The 17,550-nt window shown below is 67.3% G+C and carries 14 protein-coding genes; 3 read left to right on the top strand and 11 right to left on the bottom strand.

Going from position 1 to position 17,550, the window contains the following annotated elements:
* The first annotated feature begins 320 nt into the window (after positions 1-320).
* A complete protein-coding gene (gene metH / locus ACZ5YA_RS19910; protein ID WP_118933646.1) occupies positions 321-4,094 on the top strand; it encodes a methionine synthase in 3,774 nt (1,257 codons plus the stop codon).
* Positions 4,095-4,157: 63 nt separating this feature from the next.
* On the opposite strand, the gene ACZ5YA_RS19905 is transcribed toward metH, so the two are convergent.
* From ACZ5YA_RS19905 to ACZ5YA_RS19895, 3 genes are read right to left on the bottom strand one after another with little or no spacing between them, the layout of a single operon-like run.
* Positions 4,158-4,943, bottom strand: a complete 786-nt coding sequence (locus ACZ5YA_RS19905; protein WP_059377495.1) for a citryl-CoA lyase — start codon at positions 4,941-4,943, stop codon at positions 4,158-4,160.
* Entirely contained in the window at positions 4,940-6,457 is a 1,518-nt protein-coding gene (locus ACZ5YA_RS19900) for a class I adenylate-forming enzyme family protein (RefSeq protein ID WP_464091130.1), read from the bottom strand. The genes ACZ5YA_RS19905 and ACZ5YA_RS19900 overlap by 4 nt, the downstream gene beginning before the upstream one ends.
* Before the next feature lie 10 nt (positions 6,458-6,467).
* On the bottom strand, positions 6,468-7,451 hold the full coding sequence (locus ACZ5YA_RS19895; RefSeq protein ID WP_306635085.1) for a Bug family tripartite tricarboxylate transporter substrate binding protein: 984 nt from the start codon (positions 7,449-7,451) through the stop codon (positions 6,468-6,470).
* Between the two features lie 102 nt (positions 7,452-7,553).
* On the opposite strand from ACZ5YA_RS19895, the gene ACZ5YA_RS19890 reads away from it, so the two are divergent.
* Positions 7,554-8,351, top strand: a complete 798-nt coding sequence (locus ACZ5YA_RS19890; protein ID WP_251878765.1) for an IclR family transcriptional regulator — start codon at positions 7,554-7,556, stop codon at positions 8,349-8,351.
* On the opposite strand, the gene ACZ5YA_RS19885 is transcribed toward ACZ5YA_RS19890, so the two are convergent.
* From ACZ5YA_RS19885 to ACZ5YA_RS19870, 4 genes are all read right to left on the bottom strand, one after another.
* Complete coding sequence (locus ACZ5YA_RS19885) at positions 8,348-8,893, bottom strand: DUF934 domain-containing protein (protein ID WP_464091129.1); 546 nt, start codon at positions 8,891-8,893, stop codon at positions 8,348-8,350. The genes ACZ5YA_RS19890 and ACZ5YA_RS19885 overlap by 4 nt on opposite strands.
* The gene (locus ACZ5YA_RS19880; RefSeq protein WP_059377508.1) at positions 8,886-10,628 is read right to left on the bottom strand and encodes a nitrite/sulfite reductase; all 1,743 of its coding nucleotides are present in this window, start codon (positions 10,626-10,628) and stop codon (positions 8,886-8,888) included. The genes ACZ5YA_RS19885 and ACZ5YA_RS19880 overlap by 8 nt, the downstream gene beginning before the upstream one ends.
* 250 nt (positions 10,629-10,878) lie before the next feature.
* Entirely contained in the window at positions 10,879-11,070 is a 192-nt protein-coding gene (locus ACZ5YA_RS19875; protein ID WP_059377509.1) for a DUF2970 domain-containing protein, read from the bottom strand.
* A 74-nt stretch (positions 11,071-11,144) separates the two neighbouring features.
* Positions 11,145-12,080 (bottom strand): LysR family transcriptional regulator, encoded by a 936-nt coding sequence (locus tag ACZ5YA_RS19870; RefSeq protein WP_059377510.1) that lies wholly within the window; start codon positions 12,078-12,080, stop codon positions 11,145-11,147.
* A gap of 292 nt (positions 12,081-12,372) precedes the next feature.
* On the opposite strand from ACZ5YA_RS19870, the gene ACZ5YA_RS19865 reads away from it, so the two are divergent.
* On the top strand, positions 12,373-13,710 hold the full coding sequence (locus tag ACZ5YA_RS19865; protein ID WP_059377512.1) for a DUF3100 domain-containing protein: 1,338 nt from the start codon (positions 12,373-12,375) through the stop codon (positions 13,708-13,710).
* Between the two features lie 60 nt (positions 13,711-13,770).
* Here the strand turns inward: ACZ5YA_RS19865 and ACZ5YA_RS19860 are convergent, their stop codons facing one another.
* The 4 genes from ACZ5YA_RS19860 to ACZ5YA_RS19845 all read right to left on the bottom strand — a co-directional run bounded on the left by ACZ5YA_RS19860 (position 13,771) and on the right by ACZ5YA_RS19845 (position 17,544).
* Positions 13,771-14,277: a hypothetical protein gene (locus ACZ5YA_RS19860; protein ID WP_464091128.1), complete on the bottom strand. Its 507-nt coding sequence runs from the start codon at positions 14,275-14,277 to the stop codon at positions 13,771-13,773.
* Positions 14,278-14,478: 201 nt separating this feature from the next.
* Entirely contained in the window at positions 14,479-15,078 is a 600-nt protein-coding gene (locus tag ACZ5YA_RS19855) for a glutathione S-transferase (RefSeq protein WP_059377518.1), read from the bottom strand.
* 25 nt (positions 15,079-15,103) lie between these two features.
* Positions 15,104-16,810 (bottom strand): FAD-dependent oxidoreductase, encoded by a 1,707-nt coding sequence (locus tag ACZ5YA_RS19850; RefSeq protein ID WP_464091127.1) that lies wholly within the window; start codon positions 16,808-16,810, stop codon positions 15,104-15,106.
* A gap of 5 nt (positions 16,811-16,815) precedes the next feature.
* Entirely contained in the window at positions 16,816-17,544 is a 729-nt protein-coding gene (locus ACZ5YA_RS19845; RefSeq protein ID WP_059377524.1) for an SDR family NAD(P)-dependent oxidoreductase, read from the bottom strand.
* Positions 17,545-17,550: the final 6 nt, after the last annotated feature.

Below are 17,550 nucleotides of genomic sequence, written 5' to 3'. Positions count from 1 at the left end.
GGTATCGGGCTGCCATGGGCGCATTGCGCGCATGGGGACCGTTGCGGGGGCAGCACAGGCTGGAGCCAGGGGTTGCCGGCGCCTTGTGGGGCGGCAGCCCTGGGAGGTTCTTCCTGTTTCCCGTTTACCTTTCGCGCGCGGTGCGGCAAGTGTTGCGTTCTTGCCTGCCCTGTGCGCCGAAAGCACCGGTTCGGGGCCGAAACTGTATCACCGGGAGGCGCGGATAGGCCCATTTTGTTACGATCAGGGCTTGTTTTTGCGGCGTTTTTCGCTTTTTCGCCACATTGCGCCGTCATCGCCAACTCCATCCGGACCTGCCCGTGTCGTATCCCCGCCTGCCTTACCCGCCCGAAGCCTATACCCATGGCGGTGAATTCGCCCGCCTGCTGGGCAAGCGCATCCTGATTCTGGATGGCGCCATGGGCACCATGATCCAGCGCTACAAGCTGGGCGAGGCGGACTTCCGCGGCGAGCGCTTCGCCGGCCACGGCAAGGACGTCAAGGGCAACAACGAACTGCTGTCGCTGGTGCGCCCGGACGTGATCTCCGAGATCCACCGGCAATACCTGGAAGCGGGCGCCGATGTCATCGAGACCAACACCTTCGGCGCGACGACCATCGCGCAGGGCGACTACGAGCTGCCGGAACTGGCCTACGAACTGAACCTGGTGTCCGCGCGCCTGGCGCGCGAGGCCTGTGACGCCTACAGCACGCCCGAGCGGCCGCGTTTCGTGGCCGGCGCGCTGGGCCCGCAGCCCAAGACGGCCTCGATCTCGCCGGACGTGAACGATCCGGGCGCGCGCAACGTCACCTTCGAGGAACTGCGCGTCGCCTATGTGGAGCAGCTCAACGGCCTGCTGGACGGCGGCATCGACATCGTCCTGATCGAAACCATCTTCGACACCCTCAACGCCAAGGCGGCCATCTTCGCCACCGAGGAAGTGTTCGAGGCGCGCGGCGTGCGCCTGCCCGTGATGATCTCGGGCACGGTGACCGACGCGTCCGGCCGCATCCTTTCCGGCCAGACCGTGGAAGCCTTCTGGAACTCGGTGCGCCACGCGCGCCCCATCACCATCGGCCTGAACTGCGCGCTGGGAGCGGCGCTGATGCGCCCCTACGTGGCCGAGCTGGCCCGCATCTGCGACACCTACGTCTGCGTCTATCCGAACGCCGGCCTGCCCAACCCGATGGCCGAAACCGGCTTCGACGAAACCCCGGCCGACACCTCCGCGCTGCTGGAGGAGTTCGCGCGTGCTGGCCTGGTGAACATGTCGGGCGGCTGTTGCGGCACCACGCCGGACCACATCCGCGAGATCGCGGCCAAGGTCATGTCGCTGACCCCGCGCGCCGTGCCGGACATTCCGGTGAAGACCCGCCTGTCGGGCCTGGAACCGCTGAACATCGACGAAGACACGCTCTACGTCAACGTGGGCGAACGCACCAACGTGACGGGCAGCAAGATGTTTGCCCGCCTGATCCGCGAAGAGAAATACGACGAGGCGCTGGCCGTGGCCCGCCAGCAGGTCGAGAACGGCGCGCAGATCATCGACATCAACATGGACGAGGCCATGCTGGATTCGGTGGCCTGCATGCGGCGCTTTCTCAACCTGATCGCCTCCGAGCCCGACATCGCGCGCGTGCCGATCATGATCGACAGCTCCAAGTGGGAAGTCATCGAGGAAGGCCTGAAGTGCGTGCAGGGCAAGCCCGTGGTGAACTCGATCTCCATGAAGGAAGGGCTGGAGCCCTTCCGCCACCATGCGCGCCTGTGCCGCCGCTACGGCGCCGCCGTGGTGGTGATGGCGTTCGACGAACTCGGCCAGGCCGACACGCTGGAGCGCCGCAAGGAAATCTGCGGCCGCGCCTACAAGATCCTGGTCGAGGAAGAAGGCTTCCCGCCGGAAGACATCATCTTCGACCCCAACGTCTTCGCGGTCGCGACCGGCATCGACGAGCACAACCACTACGCCGTGGACTTCATCGAAGGCACGCGCTGGATCCGCGAAAACCTGCCCTACGCCCGCATTTCGGGCGGCGTGTCCAACGTCAGCTTCTCGTTCCGCGGCAATGAGCCGATGCGCGAGGCGATCCACACGGTGTTCCTCTACTACGCCGTGAAGGAAGGCATGACGATGGGCATCGTCAACGCCGGCCAGCTGGGCGTGTACGCCGACCTGGATCCCAAGCTGCGCGACCTGGTCGAGGACGTGGTGCTGGACCGCGCCGAGCCCGTGGGCAAGACGGACGCCGACGACGAGCGCACGCCGACCGAACGCCTGGTGCAGTTCGCCGACAGCGTGAAGGGCTCGGGCGCCAAGAAGGAAGAAGACCTGACCTGGCGCAACGCTGAGGTCGAGGCCCGCCTGTCGCACGCGCTGGTGCACGGCATCACCGCCTTCATCGTCGAGGACACCGAGGAAGTGCGCCAGAAGATCGCCGCGCGCGGCGGCCGTCCGATCGAAGTGATCGAAGGCCCGCTGATGGACGGCATGAACGTGGTGGGCGACCTGTTCGGCGAGGGCAAGATGTTCCTGCCGCAGGTGGTGAAGTCGGCCCGCGTCATGAAGCAGGCCGTGGCCCACCTGGTTCCCTTCATCGAGGAAGAAAAGCGCCAGATCGCGGCCGCCGGCGGCGACGTGCGCGCCAAGGGCAAGATCGTCATCGCCACGGTCAAGGGCGACGTGCACGACATCGGCAAGAACATCGTGTCGGTGGTCCTGCAGTGCAATAACTTCGAAGTCGTGAACATGGGCGTGATGGTGCCCTGCGCCCAGATCCTGGAAAAGGCCAAGGAAGAGAACGCCGACATCGTCGGCCTGTCCGGCCTGATCACGCCCAGCCTGGAAGAAATGGCCTACGTCGCCAGCGAAATGCAGCGCGACGAATACTTCCGCAGCCGCAAGCTGCCGCTGATGATAGGCGGGGCCACCACCAGCCGCGTGCATACCGCCGTGAAGATCGCGCCCAACTACGAAGGCCCGGTGATCTACGTGCCGGACGCCAGCCGTTCAGTGGGCGTGGCCACCAGCCTGATGTCGGATCAGTCGGAAGCCTACCTGGCCGATCTGGCCCAGGAATACGAAGAGGTGCGCCGCCGCCACGCCAACCGCAAGGCCACGCCCATCCTGCCGCTGGCCGAAGCGCGCGCCTCGCGCCCCGCTATCGACTGGGACAACTACACGCCGCCGCGCCCCAAGTTCATCGGCCGCCGCACGTTCAAGAGCTACGACCTGGCCGAGATCGCCAAGTACGTGGACTGGGGCCCGTTCTTCCAGACCTGGAGCCTGTTCGGCCCGTTCCCGGCCATCCTGGACGACAAGGTCGTGGGCGAGCAGGCGCGCAAGGTCTACGCCGACGGCCAGGCCATGATGAAGCGCATCATCGAAGGCCGCTGGCTCACCGCCAACGGCGTGGTGGGCTTCTATCCGGCCAACAGCATCAACGACGAAGACATCGAGGTCTACAAGGACGAGACCCGCAGCGAGGTGCTGTTCACCTATCGCAACCTGCGCCAGCAGGGCGCCAAGCGCGAAGGCGTCAGCAACAAGTCGCTGTCCGACTTCATCGCGCCCAAGTCCAGCGGCAAGCTGGACTACATCGGCATGTTCGCCGTCACGGCGGGCCTGGGCATCGAAAAGAAGGAAGCGGAATTCGAAAAGGCGCTGGACGATTACTCCAGCATCATGCTCAAGTCGCTGGCCGACCGCCTGGCCGAAGGCTTCGCCGAATGCCTGCATGCCCGCGTGCGCCAGGACCTGTGGGGCTACGCGCCCGACGAAGCCCTGTCCAACGAGGACATGATCGCCGAGAAATACGTGGGCATCCGCCCCGCGCCCGGCTATCCGGCCTGCCCGGAACACGTCATCAAGACCGACATGTTCCGCGTACTGGACGGCGCCGACATCGGCATGATGCTGACCGACAGCTACGCCATGTACCCGGCTTCCAGCGTGTCCGGCTTCTACTTCAGCCACCCGCAGTCGCAGTACTTCAATGTGGGCGTGATCGGCGAAGACCAGCTGCAGGACTACGCGGCCCGCAGCGGCCGCAGCATCGAAGACCTGAAGCGCACCCTGGCGCCGAACCTGGGTTGAGCGCTGCCGGAGGAGCGGCCAGGCGTACTCGCCGGCCATTCCCCCGTCCATGCGGCTGTGCCGTTACGCTTGCTCTGCGTCCTGATGCGTCTTGCCACGGCCCACATAGGGTATGGCGTGGTCGATGGTTTCCCAGATGTAGCGCCCGGACGGGCTTTGCTGTTCCTCGGCCACGTGCGACACCAGGCCGGCGGCGCGCGAGATGACGGCGAAGCCGCGCATCAGTTCGGTCGGCACGCCGATCTCGCTGAGCAGCGCCGCCACCGCGCCGGTGGCGTTGATGGTGATGTGCTTGCCGTAGGTCTCGTCGATGGCGGCCGAGAGCAGGCGCAGCGCCTTGAGCGAGTCGCCCTTGAGCTCTGGTTCGGCCTCGGCCAGCGCCAGCAGCTTGATCGAGCGCGGGTCGTCGGGCTTGTGCAGATGGTGTCCGAAGCCGGGCAACGCGCTGCGCGATTCGCGGAATTCGCGGGCGATCGCCAGGGCTTCCGTGCGGCCATCGTCGGCCTGGTGGATGCGGTCCAGCAGGCGCGAACAGTTTTCCATGGTGCCGACGAACTGGCTGCCCACCGCCATCAGCCCGGACGCCACCGCGCCCTGCAGGTTTTCCGGCGCGCTCATGTAGATCAGCCGCGTGGCGATGGCGCTGGGCGTCAGGCCATGCTCCATCAGCGTGACCAGCACCGCGTCGACGATGCGCAAGTCCACCGGGCGCGCCTCGCGGCCCAGGATCTGCATGATCATGACTTCGGTGAAGGTCTTCTTGCCGATCAGGTCTTCGACCAGATCCACGTCGCGGTAGGACATGCCGGTGAGGTGATGCGCGCAGAGGCGGGTTTCGGGCGTTTTCATGGGGTCTCCTTCAGGGCCGCGTCGCGCACGGCGTTTTTCAGCACCTTGCCCACGCTGGAGCGCGGCAGACTGTCATGGATGTGGAATTGCTTGGGCGTGGCCACGGGGCCGAGCAGGGCGCGCACGTGGGTCTTCAACTCGTCCGCGCTGGCCTGCGCACCGGGATGGAACTGCACGGCGGCGTGAACGGCTTCGCCCCATTTGTCGTCGGGCAGGCCGAACACCGAGCACTCGTACACCGCGGGATGCGCGGATAGCGCGTTCTCCACGTCCACCGGGTAGATGTTGAAGCCGCCCGTGATGATCACATCGCGCAGCCGGTCCTTCAGGAACAGATAGCCGCGCGTGTCGATCAGGCCGGTGTCGCCGGTATGCAGCCAGCCGTCCACGACCGTTTCGGCGGTCTTCTCCGGCAGGCGCCAGTAGCCGGACATGACCAGGTCGCCCTGCACCACGACCTCGCCGATCTCGCCGCGCGGCAGCAGCGCGCCGTCGGGCGACATGATGGCCACGTCGCTGAGCCAGGTGACGCGTCCGACCGAGGCGCGGTTCTCCGGGGCTTCCAGATCGGCGGGCCGCAGCACCGTCATGATCTGCGGCGCCTCGGTCTGGCCGTAGGTGGTGCCCAGCACCGGGCCGAAGAAGTCGCGCGCCCGGTCGATCTTTTCCACGGGCATGGGCGCGCCGCCGTAGATCAGGTTGCGCAGGCGCGGGAAGTCGGCGCGCGAGACGCCGGGTTGCGCCATGATCATGTAGATCAGCGTGGGCGGCATGAAGCTCAGCGTGCCGCCGCGTTCGCGGAAGGCGGCGGTGATGCTGGCAGGCGTGACGCCATCCAGCAGCAGATGGGCGCCGCCGCAAGCCAGCACCGGCAAGAGGTAGGTGCCGGTGCCATGCGTGATGGGGGCGGCCACGACGTAGCGGTCTTCGTGGGTCAGGCCCCAGTTCATGATCTGGTTGATGATGCCCGCGTTCCACGCGTGGTAAGGCTGCATCACGCCTTTGGGCAGGCCGGTGGTGCCGCCGGTGAACTTGATGGCCTGGGTGGCGTCGCGCGGCAGCGCATGGCGTTGCGGTTCGCGTCCGGCGCAGCGGGCCAGCAGCGCGTCCAGCGCCAGCGGCGCCGCCGCGTCTTCCAGATGGATGTGGTGGCGGCCTTGCGGCGCCTGGGCCTCGGGCGCCAGCGGCGCGCCCACGCCGTCCACGATCACGATGGACGGCTCGGTGGCGTCCAGGATGCGCCCGATCTCGCGCTCGGTGCTGCGGTAGTTGAGCGGTACCCACACCTTGCCGCTGGCCAGCACGGCCAGCAGCGCCAGGATGTGCCGAGCGGAATTGCCGGCGCAGATCGCCACCCGCGTTTGCGGCGCAGGATCGAGTTCCTGCAAGGCCGCGGCCAGCGCCCGCGTGTCGGCGGCCAACCGTGAGTACGTGACCTGGCCTTCGGGCCCGTCCAGCGCGATGCGGTCCGGATACTGCTCGGCAGCGCGGAAGAAGAAATCTATCGGGTACATCCTGGTGTTCCTAGTTGGCTTTGAGGTTGGCGCTCTTGACGACCTTGCCCCATTTATCGATCTCGCTGGCGATCTTCCTGGCGTAGGTCTCGGGCGTGTTGGGCTGCTGCGGCGCGTAGAAGCCGGACTGCTGGTAGGACGCCTGCAGCGCCGGGCTGGCCAGCGCCTTGTTGATGGCCTGGTTCAGGCGTTCGACGACGGGTTTGGGGGTGCCCGCCGGCGCCATCACGCCGAACCAGGATTCCACGTCGAAGCCGGCCAAGCCGGATTCGGCCAGGGTGGGCGTGTCGGGCGCGGACGGCAGACGCTGCGGCGAGGTGACGCCGATGGCGCGCAGCTTGCCGGCCTGCACGTGCGGCAGCGACGAGGGCAGGTTGTCGAACATGGAATCCACCTGGCCGCCCAGCAAGTCGGCCACGGCCGGGCCGCTGCCGCGGTACGGCACGTGCAGGATGTCGGTGCCGGTCTGCATCTTGAACAGTTCGCACGACAGATGGATGGACGAGCCGCTGCCCGACGAGGCGCAGGTCAGCTTGCCCGGGTTCTTCTTGGCGTAAGCCACGTATTCCTGCACGGTCTTGACCGGCAGCTTGGGATTGACCACCAGGATGTTCGGAATGGTCGCCAACAGGCCCACCGGCTCGAAGCCCTTCACGAAGTCATAGTTGAGCTGGCTGTACAGCGTGCGGTTGATGGTGTTGGCGATGGAGCCGACGTACAGCGTGTAGCCGTCTGGCGCGGCGCGCGCGACGATTTCCGCGCCGATGTTGCTGTTGGCGCCGGTCTTGTTCTCGACCACGAAAGTCTGGCCCAGTTCTTCCGCGAGGGACTTCGCCATCAGGCGCGCCACGATGTCAGTGGCGCCGCCGGCGGCGTAGCCGACCACCAGCGTCACGGGACGCTCGGGATAGGGTTGGGCCGCCAGGGCCGGGGCCGCGAGCAGCGCGCCCAGGGCGGCCGCCGCGGCGGCCCACCGCTTGCTTTGGATCTTCATTGTTGTCTCCGTCCTGTTTGTCTAATATTTGGACAAATCTGCGTCTGCCCGGCTTCATATTGGGCTTTGATAGAGGCCTCATCAACGCAAGCTGTCCAAAAAATGAACAAACTAGAATCCGAAGACACGGGGCCGCGCGTGTTGCGCCGCGGGTTGCGCGTGCTGGGCGTGCTGCGGCAGGCGGGGGCGGCGGGCATGCACGTGGTCGACATCGCGCGTGCGGCGGGCATGCAGCGGACCACGGCCTACCGCTATCTCGACGTGCTGGTTCAGGAGGGCTACGCCCTGCGCGAGTCCGAAGCGCCGCGCTGGCGCGTGGCCGAGCTGGGCGTGATGATGGCGGGCGATCCGCATGCGCAGGCCGTGCGCAGCCTGCGGCCGGTGCTGCGGCAGATCAGCGACGTCAGCGGCGATTCCGCTTTTCTCATCTGCCGCGCGGGCAACGATTCGCTCTGCCTGCACCGTGAAGTGGGCAACTATCCCGTGCAGGTGCTGGCGGTTACGGTGGGGCACCGCCAGCCGCTGGGCGTGGGGGCGGCCGGCCTGGCGCTATTGGCCGCGCTGCCGCCTGACGAGTCGGAAGAGGTGATTGCGCAGAACGAGCAGGCGTTGCGCGCCTACGGCGGCATGACGGTGGCGCAGATGCGGCGCCTGGTGGAGAACACGCGCGGACGCGGCTGGTCGGTGGTGGGCAACGCGGCGGTGCCCGGCGTGCTGGGCGTGGGCGTGGCCTTGTGCGATGCAGGCGGATATCCGCGCCTGGCCGTCAGCGTGTCCAGCCTGATCAGCCGCATGCAGGCGGCGCGCCAGCGCAATATCGCCGACCTGATCCGCGCCCAGCTGGCGCAGGACGAGGTCAGGACGCAGCGCTGGGCGTTGCCGGGGTTTCCGGCTGCCTAGGCGGCTGCCGGCGTCGGCACCCGGTAGGTCTTCTGGTAATGCACCGTGAAAGTCCTGAAGGCTTCCAGGGCCTTGTGCGGATCGTGGCCGGGCTTGACCAGGAAGCTGTCGAAGCCAACGCGCGCCTGGTAGTGGATGGTGTCGATCATCACGTCGCCGACCGCGCGCAGTTCGCCTTGCCACTGGTAGCGCGTGCGCAGCAGCTGTGCCAACGAATAGCCGCGGCCATCGGTGTAGACCGGAAAATCCACGGCGATGAAGGCAATGCCGGCGGGGTCCAGGGTGCCGTCGGCTTCGGCCAGGTCGCGCAGATCCGCGTCGGGGTCGAGCAGGACCGCGACGGGATGCTGGTGGCGGCGCAGGGTGGCGCGCGAGGTCTTCCAGACGGAAAGCGGCACGATCCAGCCCGGCGCGTCGCCAGGCACCTGGCCCTCGGCGGGAACCTCGGGTTCAGGCGTGAAGGCGCGCGAGGCGTCCGCTTCCAGGCGGCCGTTGCGGATCAGGTGCGGGCCGGGGGCGTCGTGCGGATAGATTTCAGACATGGGCGGCCTCGGCTTGCTGCGCGGGTTTGGCGAAGGCGGGATCGGAGTAGACATCCTGCTTGAAGGGATCGATGCCGACCCGGTCTACCACGTCGATGAAGCGTTCCTCTTCGCTGTCGCGCAGGCCCAGGTAAGTGCGGATCAGGCGGTCCACCACGCCCGCGACCTGCTCGCGCGCGAATGAGGGGCCGATGATGCGGCCGATGGCGGCGCCGCCGCCGCGCGTGGATTCGATGTCGGGCAGCGGCTTGGCGGCGCCGTTCTGGCGACCGCCGATGGTGACCTGATACCACTCCTCGCCGGCCTTATCGACGCCAAGAATGCCGATATGGCCCACGTGATGGTGGCCGCAGGAGTTGATGCAGCCCGAGATGTTCAGGTCCAGCTCGCCGATCTCGAAGAGATAGTCGAGGTTGTCGAACTGGCGCTGGATGGCTTCGGCCACGGGGATGGAGACGGCATTGGCCAGCGCGCAGAAATCCCCGCCCGGACAGGCGATGATGTTGGTCAGCAGCCCGATGTTGGGCGTGGCCAGGTTCAGCGCCTGCAACGTGGTCCAGAGTTCATGCAGGCGCGCGCGGCGCACGTCGGCCAGGATCAGGTTCTGCTCGTGCGAGACGCGCAGCTCGCCGAAGCCGTAGTCGTCGGCCAGGTCGGCCACCGCGTCCATCTGGTCGGCGGTGATATCGCCCGGCGGCACGCCGGTGGGCTTGAGCGACACGGTGACCGCGGCATAGCCGGCCACCTTGTGCGGATGCACGTTGGTGCGCAGCCAGCGCGCAAAGCGCGGATCGGCGGCGGCCAGCGCGGCGGTGTTGTCCACGTCCTGCGCGGCAGTGGCGTCGTATTGCGGCCAGACGAAGCGGGCCTTGATGCTGTCGACGAATTCCTGGGTGATGGTGTCGGGGCCGCCCTTGATGAGCTGCCACTGTTCGTCCACCTGTTGCGCATAGACTTCCGGCGTCAGGTCCTTGACGAGGATCTTGATGCGCGCCTTGTACTTGTTGTCGCGGCGGCCGTGCAGGTTGTAGACCCGCAGCGCGGCCTGCAGATAGGTCAGCAGGTCCTGCCATTCGACGAAGGGGTTGATCAGCTTGCCGACGATGGGCGTGCGGCCCAACCCGCCGCCGACCCAGACCCGGAAGCCCAGCTTGCCGTCGCGTTCGACGGCTTGCAGGCCGATGTCGTGCACGCCCACGGCCGCGCGGTCCTGCACCGCGCCGCTGACCGCGATCTTGAACTTGCGCGGCAGGAAGGCGAATTCGGGATGCAGCGTGGACCACTGGCGGATGATCTCGCACCACACCAGCGGATCCACCAGCTCGTCCGGCGCGACGCCGGCGAAGTGGTCGGTGGTGGTGTTGCGGATGCAGTTGCCGCTGGTCTGGATGGCGTGCATCTGCACCGTGGCGAGTTCGGCCAGGATGGCCGGCACGTCTTCCAGCTTGGGCCAGTTGAACTGGATGTTCTGGCGGGTGCTGAAATGGCCGTAGCCGCGGTCCCATTTGCGGGCAATGTGCGCCAGCGTGCGCAGTTGGCGCGACGCCAGGATGCCGTAGGGAATGGCGACGCGCAACATGGGCGCGTGGCGCTGGATGTACAGGCCGTTTTGCAGGCGCAAAACGCGGAATTCATCTTCCGTTAGTTGGCCATCGAGGAAGCGGCGCGTCTGGTCGGAGAATTGCGCCACGCGTTGCTCGACGAGCTGCTGGTCGACGGGGTCATACACGTACATGTCTACTGCCCTTGAAGTCTTCTCGGTCTGAGCCCTTGCGCTCGCCTGGCGCAATGCGGCAGGGGAAAGGGGTTCATAACCGTAACAGGCAGCTGCGGCGACCGTCTAAGTCATTCTGGTAATAAGATCATGCCGCCTGCGTTCCATGATCCGCAGGCGTGATTTGATTGCTGCATGATGGGTTGCGCGCGTTTGTTGTCGGGGTTCTTGTTCCGATTTTGCCGCGCTTCACCCATCCTACGGGCCGCGTCTACAACGCCGCGTTCACCGCCCACTTCGCTACCACGACCAGAATGACCACCAGACAGGCCGCCATCAGCAGCCCGGTCAATATCAATGGCGCCGGCTTGTTGTTGGCGATGTCGGCATCGTAGCCCCGCCCGCGGCGCACGCCGAAGAATCCCCACAGCACGGATTTGACCGTGCGCAAGAAACTGAGCATGTAGACCTCCTGGCGTCGTGGCGATGCTGCAAATGTAGGCCGGCGCCGTCCGCGGAGACAGATGCAGATCCGCCTTACCCGACCGTATCAGACGCCGGACCGGCGGGGGCGCCGATGCCGCGCACGATGTGGTCCAGCAGTTCGCGCGCGGCGGGGGACACATGGCGGCCGGCGCGGCTTAGCACGTGCAGGCTGCCCTGGTTGAGGATGGGGTTGGCCAGCGGCAAGCTGGCCAGGCGCTGGGCGCGCAGGTCGGCCGTGACCGCGATGGGCGGCGTAAGCGCGTAGCCGATGCCGGCGGCGGCGAACTGCCACAGCGCCTTGAAGGACGAGGTGGTCAGCACGTTGCGCAGCCTGACCTGTTCGCTGATTTCGGCGGCCTGGATGTGCTGGCGCACACCGAAACCCTCCTGCATGGACGCGCCGGGATAGTCGGCCAGATCGGTCAGCAGCAGGGGACGGCGCAGCAGGGTCAGCGGGTGGTCCTCGCGGACAATGGCGCGGATGGGCTCGGGCCGTGAGTAATGGGTGCGCAGGCGGGCGTCGTTGGGGGGCTGGAACACCAGTCCGATATAGGCGCGGTCATCCACGATGCGCTGCACGATCTCGGAGGTGCGCGCCACGTCGATGTCCAGGGTGACCTCCGGGTGGCTGCGCCAGTAGCCGGGCAGCACGCGCTCGAACATCAGCTCCACGAAGCCTTCGCCCAGCACCAGGTCTATGTGTCCCCGTTCGGCCTTGCGCAGGCTGTCGATCTCGGAGAAGAAGCTCTCCTGGATGTCCTGCTGGCGCTTGATGTAGCGCGCCAGGATATGGCCGGCGTCGGTCGGCACCACGCCGCGCCCGCGGCGCTCGAACAGGGCGATGCCGCAATCGCGCTCCAGCGCGGCGATGGCGCGGCTGACGGCGGACGGGTCCATGTCCAGCACTTCGGCGGCGCCGCGCACCGAGCCGCGGCTCATGACCTGCATGAAATAGTGGGTGCGGCGGGCGTCGAGTTTTTCGTCCATGGCGAGGGCTCCGTGGCGGGAGTGCGGCGGCAGATCCACAGATACAATCTAGGGTTTACCCTTGCATGGTGCGAGATCATGCAAAATTTTCCCTGGAAAAGCCTATCCGTTGCATTTTACGCAACGTTTCTGCGCCAGCCCTGTCATGGTTGCGCGTAAGGCCGCCGGCGAAAATCGGCCCTGCTGCGCGCGCCGTCGCCGCCGCCGCGCTGCGACGCCCATTGCGGGCGCCGGCCGGCCGGGATTGCGGCGGGCAGCCACGACGACTATTCACGTTCATCAGGGGAATCCGATGTCTCACGCCAGCGCAAGCCTGGCCGCGCCTTCCATGCCGCTATCCGGGCGCATCCGCATGCTCGCCGCCATTTTGCTGGTGGTCGTCATTTCTGAAGCGATCGGCAGCGCCACCTTCAACGTGGGGCCGGGCAAGATCATCCTGCAGCCGATGCTGTGGGCGATTTTCATCGGCGCCATCGTGGCCGCCTTCGGCCAGCGCATGCCGGCCGGCCTGAACATTGACACCGCCATGCAGACCCGCATCAGCGGCTATCTGCAATACGCGCTGCTGCCCTTCCTGGCCAAGCTGGGCCTGATGGTGGGTGGCGCCTTGCCGCAGGTGCGCGAAGCCGGCTGGGCCCTGGTGTTCCAGGAGTTCGGCCACTTCTTCGGCACCATGGCCGTCGGCTTGCCGCTGGCCCTGCTGCTGGGCATCAAGCGCGAGGCCATCGGCGCCACTTTCTCGGTGGGCCGCGAGCCCAGCCTGGCCATCATCGGCGAACGCTACGGCATGAACTCGCCCGAAGGCCGCGGCGTGATGGCCGAATACATCACCGGCACCGTGATCGGCGCGCTGTTCGTGGCCCTGATGGCCGGCTTCATCACCAGCCTGAACATCTTCGATCCGCGCTCGCTCGCCATGGGCGCCGGCGTGGGCTCGGGCAGCATGATGGCCGCAGGCGTGGGCGCGATCGCATCCCAGCAGACGCCCGAAGTCGCGCACCAGGTGGCCGCGCTGGCCGCCGCCGCCAACCTGCTGACCACTGTGGTGGGCGTGTACTTCACGCTCTTCATCTCGCTGCCGACCACCATCTTCCTGTATGGCAAGCTGGAGCCCGTGCTGGGCCGCTTCTCGCGCGGCAAGGCCGAGACCGCCGCCGCTGATGACGAGGTCACGCAGGATGCGCCGGCGCACGGCGTCAAGATGGGCTTCGGCGACCGCCTGACCGCCTATGTCATCTGCGGCCTGTTCGCGCTGGTGGGCAACCGCCTGGGCTACAACGTGCCGTTCGCCGACGCCTTGCCGGGCATGGGCATCATCATCCTGCTGGTCGTCATTACCGACCTGGTGCTGCGCGTGGTGCCCAAGCTGCCGGCCGTGTTCGTGCTGTCGCTGATCGCCATGACCGCGGGCTGCCCCGGCGTGCTGCCGTACTCGGACCAGATCATCGCGATGGTCGGCAAGGTGAATTTCCTGCCGTTCACGACCGTGATCCTGGCCATGGCCGGCCTGTCGATCCTGAAGGACCTGCCGGCGTTCCGCAAGCTGGGCTGGAAGATCGTGGTGGTGTCCCTGGCCGCCAACGCCGGCACCTTCCTGGGTGCGACCATGATCGCGGAATTCTTCCACTGATCGCGGCCCGTTCCCGAATCAAGAACCGCCTGATGCTTTTTGTCAGGCGGTTTTTTTTGGTCAGGGCGCGAAACCCGGCCGGTAGCGCGCGTTGTCCGTGACGTTCTCGGTCGCGCCGATGTTGGCGACCTTGGGAACGCCCAGGCCCGCCGCCTTCATGGCCACGGCGGTCTGCAGTTCCTGGACTTGCGGATTACCCATGGCGAGGCGATAGGCCTGCAATGGCATCAGGCCTTCGATCGTGCCCAGGTCGTTGGCGGAGCCGGCGCGCTGGGCCACGGGGTCGGGCTGCGCGGCGAAATCCTCAACGGCGCGGCGCATGCGCGATGCCGCGTGCAGGTCGCGCAGCGCGTCCGCGTTCGAGGCGTCGAAGGAGGTCAGCGGCAATGGCAGGCTGGCGCGTTCGCGGCCGGCTTGCGCCGCGTGGCCGGCGGCCGCAGCCCGGGCCGCGTGGACATGGGCCACGCGTTGGGTTTCGGGAAATGCGCGGGCGGCGTCCAACGCGGCGGAGCGCGCGGGATAGGGCGCGTCAGCCCGGTGGATGGCGGAGATCGCAGCGACGTTCATGCTGGGCCTCTTCTGGTGATGGCCGGCGGATCGGCCCGCCTGCCGACTTCACTGTAACAGCTGGGGGCGATGCGGGCGAAAAAAAAGGCCCCTGCACGCGTCAGGGGCCTAGCGACGCTGCTCGGGGCCGCGCCGTACCAAGGCAGGTGATGGCCAGGGAGCCCGGCGGGTTCTCCCGGCCCTGCGCCTGCCCAAACCGGGTCAGGGCTTGGTGGCCTGCATGGACGGACGCTGGCTGAAGGTTTCGTACCAGGCGGCGGTGGCGGGGTGGCCGGCGCGCCAGTCCAGGTCGGGGAAGCGGAAGTCCAGATAGCCCAGCGCGCAACCGATGGTGATGGTGCCGATGTCCAGGCGGCCAGCCAGCGCAGCGGCGTTCTTTTCCACCAGCGCGAGGCCGTCGCGGACCTTGCCCAGTTGGCCCTCGACCCAGCCGTCCCAGCGCAGCGCTTCCGGACGCAGCACGGTTTCGTAGCGGGCCAGCAGCGCCGCGCCCAGCATGCCGTCGGCCATGGATTGTTCCGTCAGCACTTGCCAGCGCGTCTTGCCGGCCGGGAACAGCGAACCGCCGCCCAGCTCGTTCAGGTATTCGCAGACCACGCGGCTGTCGTACAGCGTCTGGCCGTCATCGGTGATGAAGGTGGGCACCTGGCCCAGCGGGTTGCTGGGGATGATGGTCTGGTCGCGGGCGACGGGGCCAGCCGCGCTCGGCAGCTTCTCGATGCGGTCGGCCAGGCCGAGCTCATGGGCGATGACCATGCATTTGCGCACGAAGGGCGAGGCGGGCGAGTAGAAGATTTTCATGAGGATCCTTGTCGGTGGAGAGGCGTCAGTGTTGTGCATGGGCCAGATGTTGTCCAGCGATCCAGCCGAAGGTCAGGGCGGGACCGAGTGTGATGCCGGGGCCGGGATAGGCGCCGCCCATCACCGACTGCATGTCGTTGCCGGCCACGTAGAGGCCAGCAATGGGCGCGCCCGCGCCGTCCAGGGCCTGGGCATGCGGATTGGCGGCGATGCCGCAAGCGGTGCCGATGTCGCCGGGATAGACCTTGACTGCGTAGTAGGGACCCGCGGCCAGCGGCGCGAGGCAGGGATTGGGAGCGTGTTCCGGATCGCCCAGGTAACGGTTGTAGGCGGTCGATCCCTTGCCGAAATCCGGATCCTGGCCTTGGGCCGCGTGGGCGTTGTAGCGTTCCACCGTGGCCTGCAGCGCATCGGCGGGCACGCCCAGCCGGGCCGCCAGCGCCGCCAGCGTGCCGGCTTGCAGCAGATAGCCGGCGTCGATCAGATGTTGGCGCGGCCGGCCCCCCGGCAGCGCCAGGCCCAGGCCCCAGGTGTCGATGAAGCGCTGGTCGCAGATCAGGAAGGCGGGAATGCTGGGCTTCGTGCCATGGCTGCGATACATGGCCTGCACGAACTCGTGGTACGAGGCCGATTCGTTCACGAAGCGCTGGCCCGCGCCATTGACCGCGATGAGGCCCGGCTTGGCCCGGTCCCACACCAGGTGCGGGTAATGCAGGGGCTTGCCGTCCGCGGATTCCAGCAGCGAGACCGGCGCCCAGAACGCGGGGCTGGCGTGGCCCGAGCCGAGCGCGGCGCCGGCGGCTTCGGACAGGCGGATGCCGTCGCCCGCGTTGTCCCGCGGCGACATGGACCACAGACCGGTGGGCTGGGGATAGCTCTGCGCGCGGCGCGCCGGATCCCAGGGAAAGCCGCCCGTGGCCATCACCACGCCGCGGCGCGCGCGGATGTTCAGCGTCTTGCCGTTACGCCGGACCGCGACGCCCTGCACGCGGCCCGCCGCGTCGCGGTGCAACGCCAGCGCGGGTGTGTCCAGCCAGTACTCGATCCTGCGCGCCAGCATGCCGTGGAACAGCTGCGCGGCCAGCGCATTGCCCAGCAGCAGCCGGGTGCCGCGGTGATAGCCGCGCGCACGGTCGGCGGCATAGCGCAGCACCAGCTTCATGCTGTGACGCCAGGCCGCAAATGAACGCGTGGCGCGCAGCAGATGACGCACATCGGTGATGTTGACCATCATGCCGCCCAGCACCGTGAATTCCTTCAGGGGATCGCGCAGCATGCGGAAGTCGCGGCCGAGCTTGCGGCCGTCGAACTCCAGCGGGTCGAGCGAGCGCCCGCCCATCGCGGCGCCGGGCAGGTCGGGGTAGTAATCGGGCGAGGCGGTGCGCGCGGCCAGGTCCAGGATGCCGCGCGACACCAGGTAATCCATCATGCGCGGTCCGGCTTCGAGGTAGGCGCGCTTCATGTCGTCGGGCGCCGCCGTACCCACGGTTTGTTCCAGATAGGTCCAGACCTTCTCGTAGCTGTCCGGATGGCCGGCGGCGTCCGTCTGCGCGTTCAGCGGTATCCACAGCGCGCCGCCGGAGATCGCAGTTGAGCCGCCGATGCGGCCGGTCTTTTCCACCAGCAGCACGTCCAGTCCTTCCTCGCGCGCCGTCAGGGCCGCGGCCATGCCGCCCGCGCCCGAGCCGACCACCAGCGCGTCGACTTCCTTGTCCCAAGTAATGCCTTCCATGCTGCCTATGCTCCCGATCCGCCCAGCGATTTGCCGCCGTCCACGAAGATGACCTGGCCGGTGATGAAGTCCATGTGCGGCGCGGCCAGGAAGGACACGGCATAGGCGATGTCTTGCGGCTGGCCGGCGCGGCCGGTGGGCTGCAGGGCCAGTTGGGCCGCAAGGCGTTCGGGCGTGAGGTTGCGCAAGAGCGGTGTATCGATGAGCCCGGGGGCGATGGCATTGACCAGGATGCCGCGCGGGGCCAGTTCCATGGCCGAGGCCCGCGTATAGCCGACCAAGGCCGCTTTCGAGGCCACGTAGTGCGGATGATTCTTTGCGCCCAGGTAGGCGCGCGAGGCGATGTTGACGATCTTGGCGCCCGGCGCCATGTCGCGCGCGGCCTCCTGCGTCAAGGTCGCCACCGCCAGCAGGTTGACGTCAAAGGCGCGGCGGTAGTCGGCGCTGCCCACTTCAAAGAACTTGCGTTCGTCGAACAGCCCCGCGTTATTGACCAATGCGGCCAGCGGCGCGAGCGACCGGGCCAACGCGCGGGTGGCGGCTTCGTCCGTCAGGTCCACCACGCGGTGTTCCACGTCCAGCCCTTGCGCCCGTAGCGATTCGGCCTCTTTCGCGGCCAGTTCCGCGTTGCGGTCGGCCATCACGACGCGAAAACCGTCGCGCGCCAGCCGTTCCACGATGGCAAGACCCATGCCGCTGGCGCCGCCCGTGACCAATGCCGTGCCCTGATTCATGATGTT

This window comes from Achromobacter sp. JCM 18799, assembly GCF_055395645.1.
The sequence above is the reverse complement of the archived record's forward strand: the minus strand, read 5'-3'. Positions and strand labels throughout refer to the sequence as shown.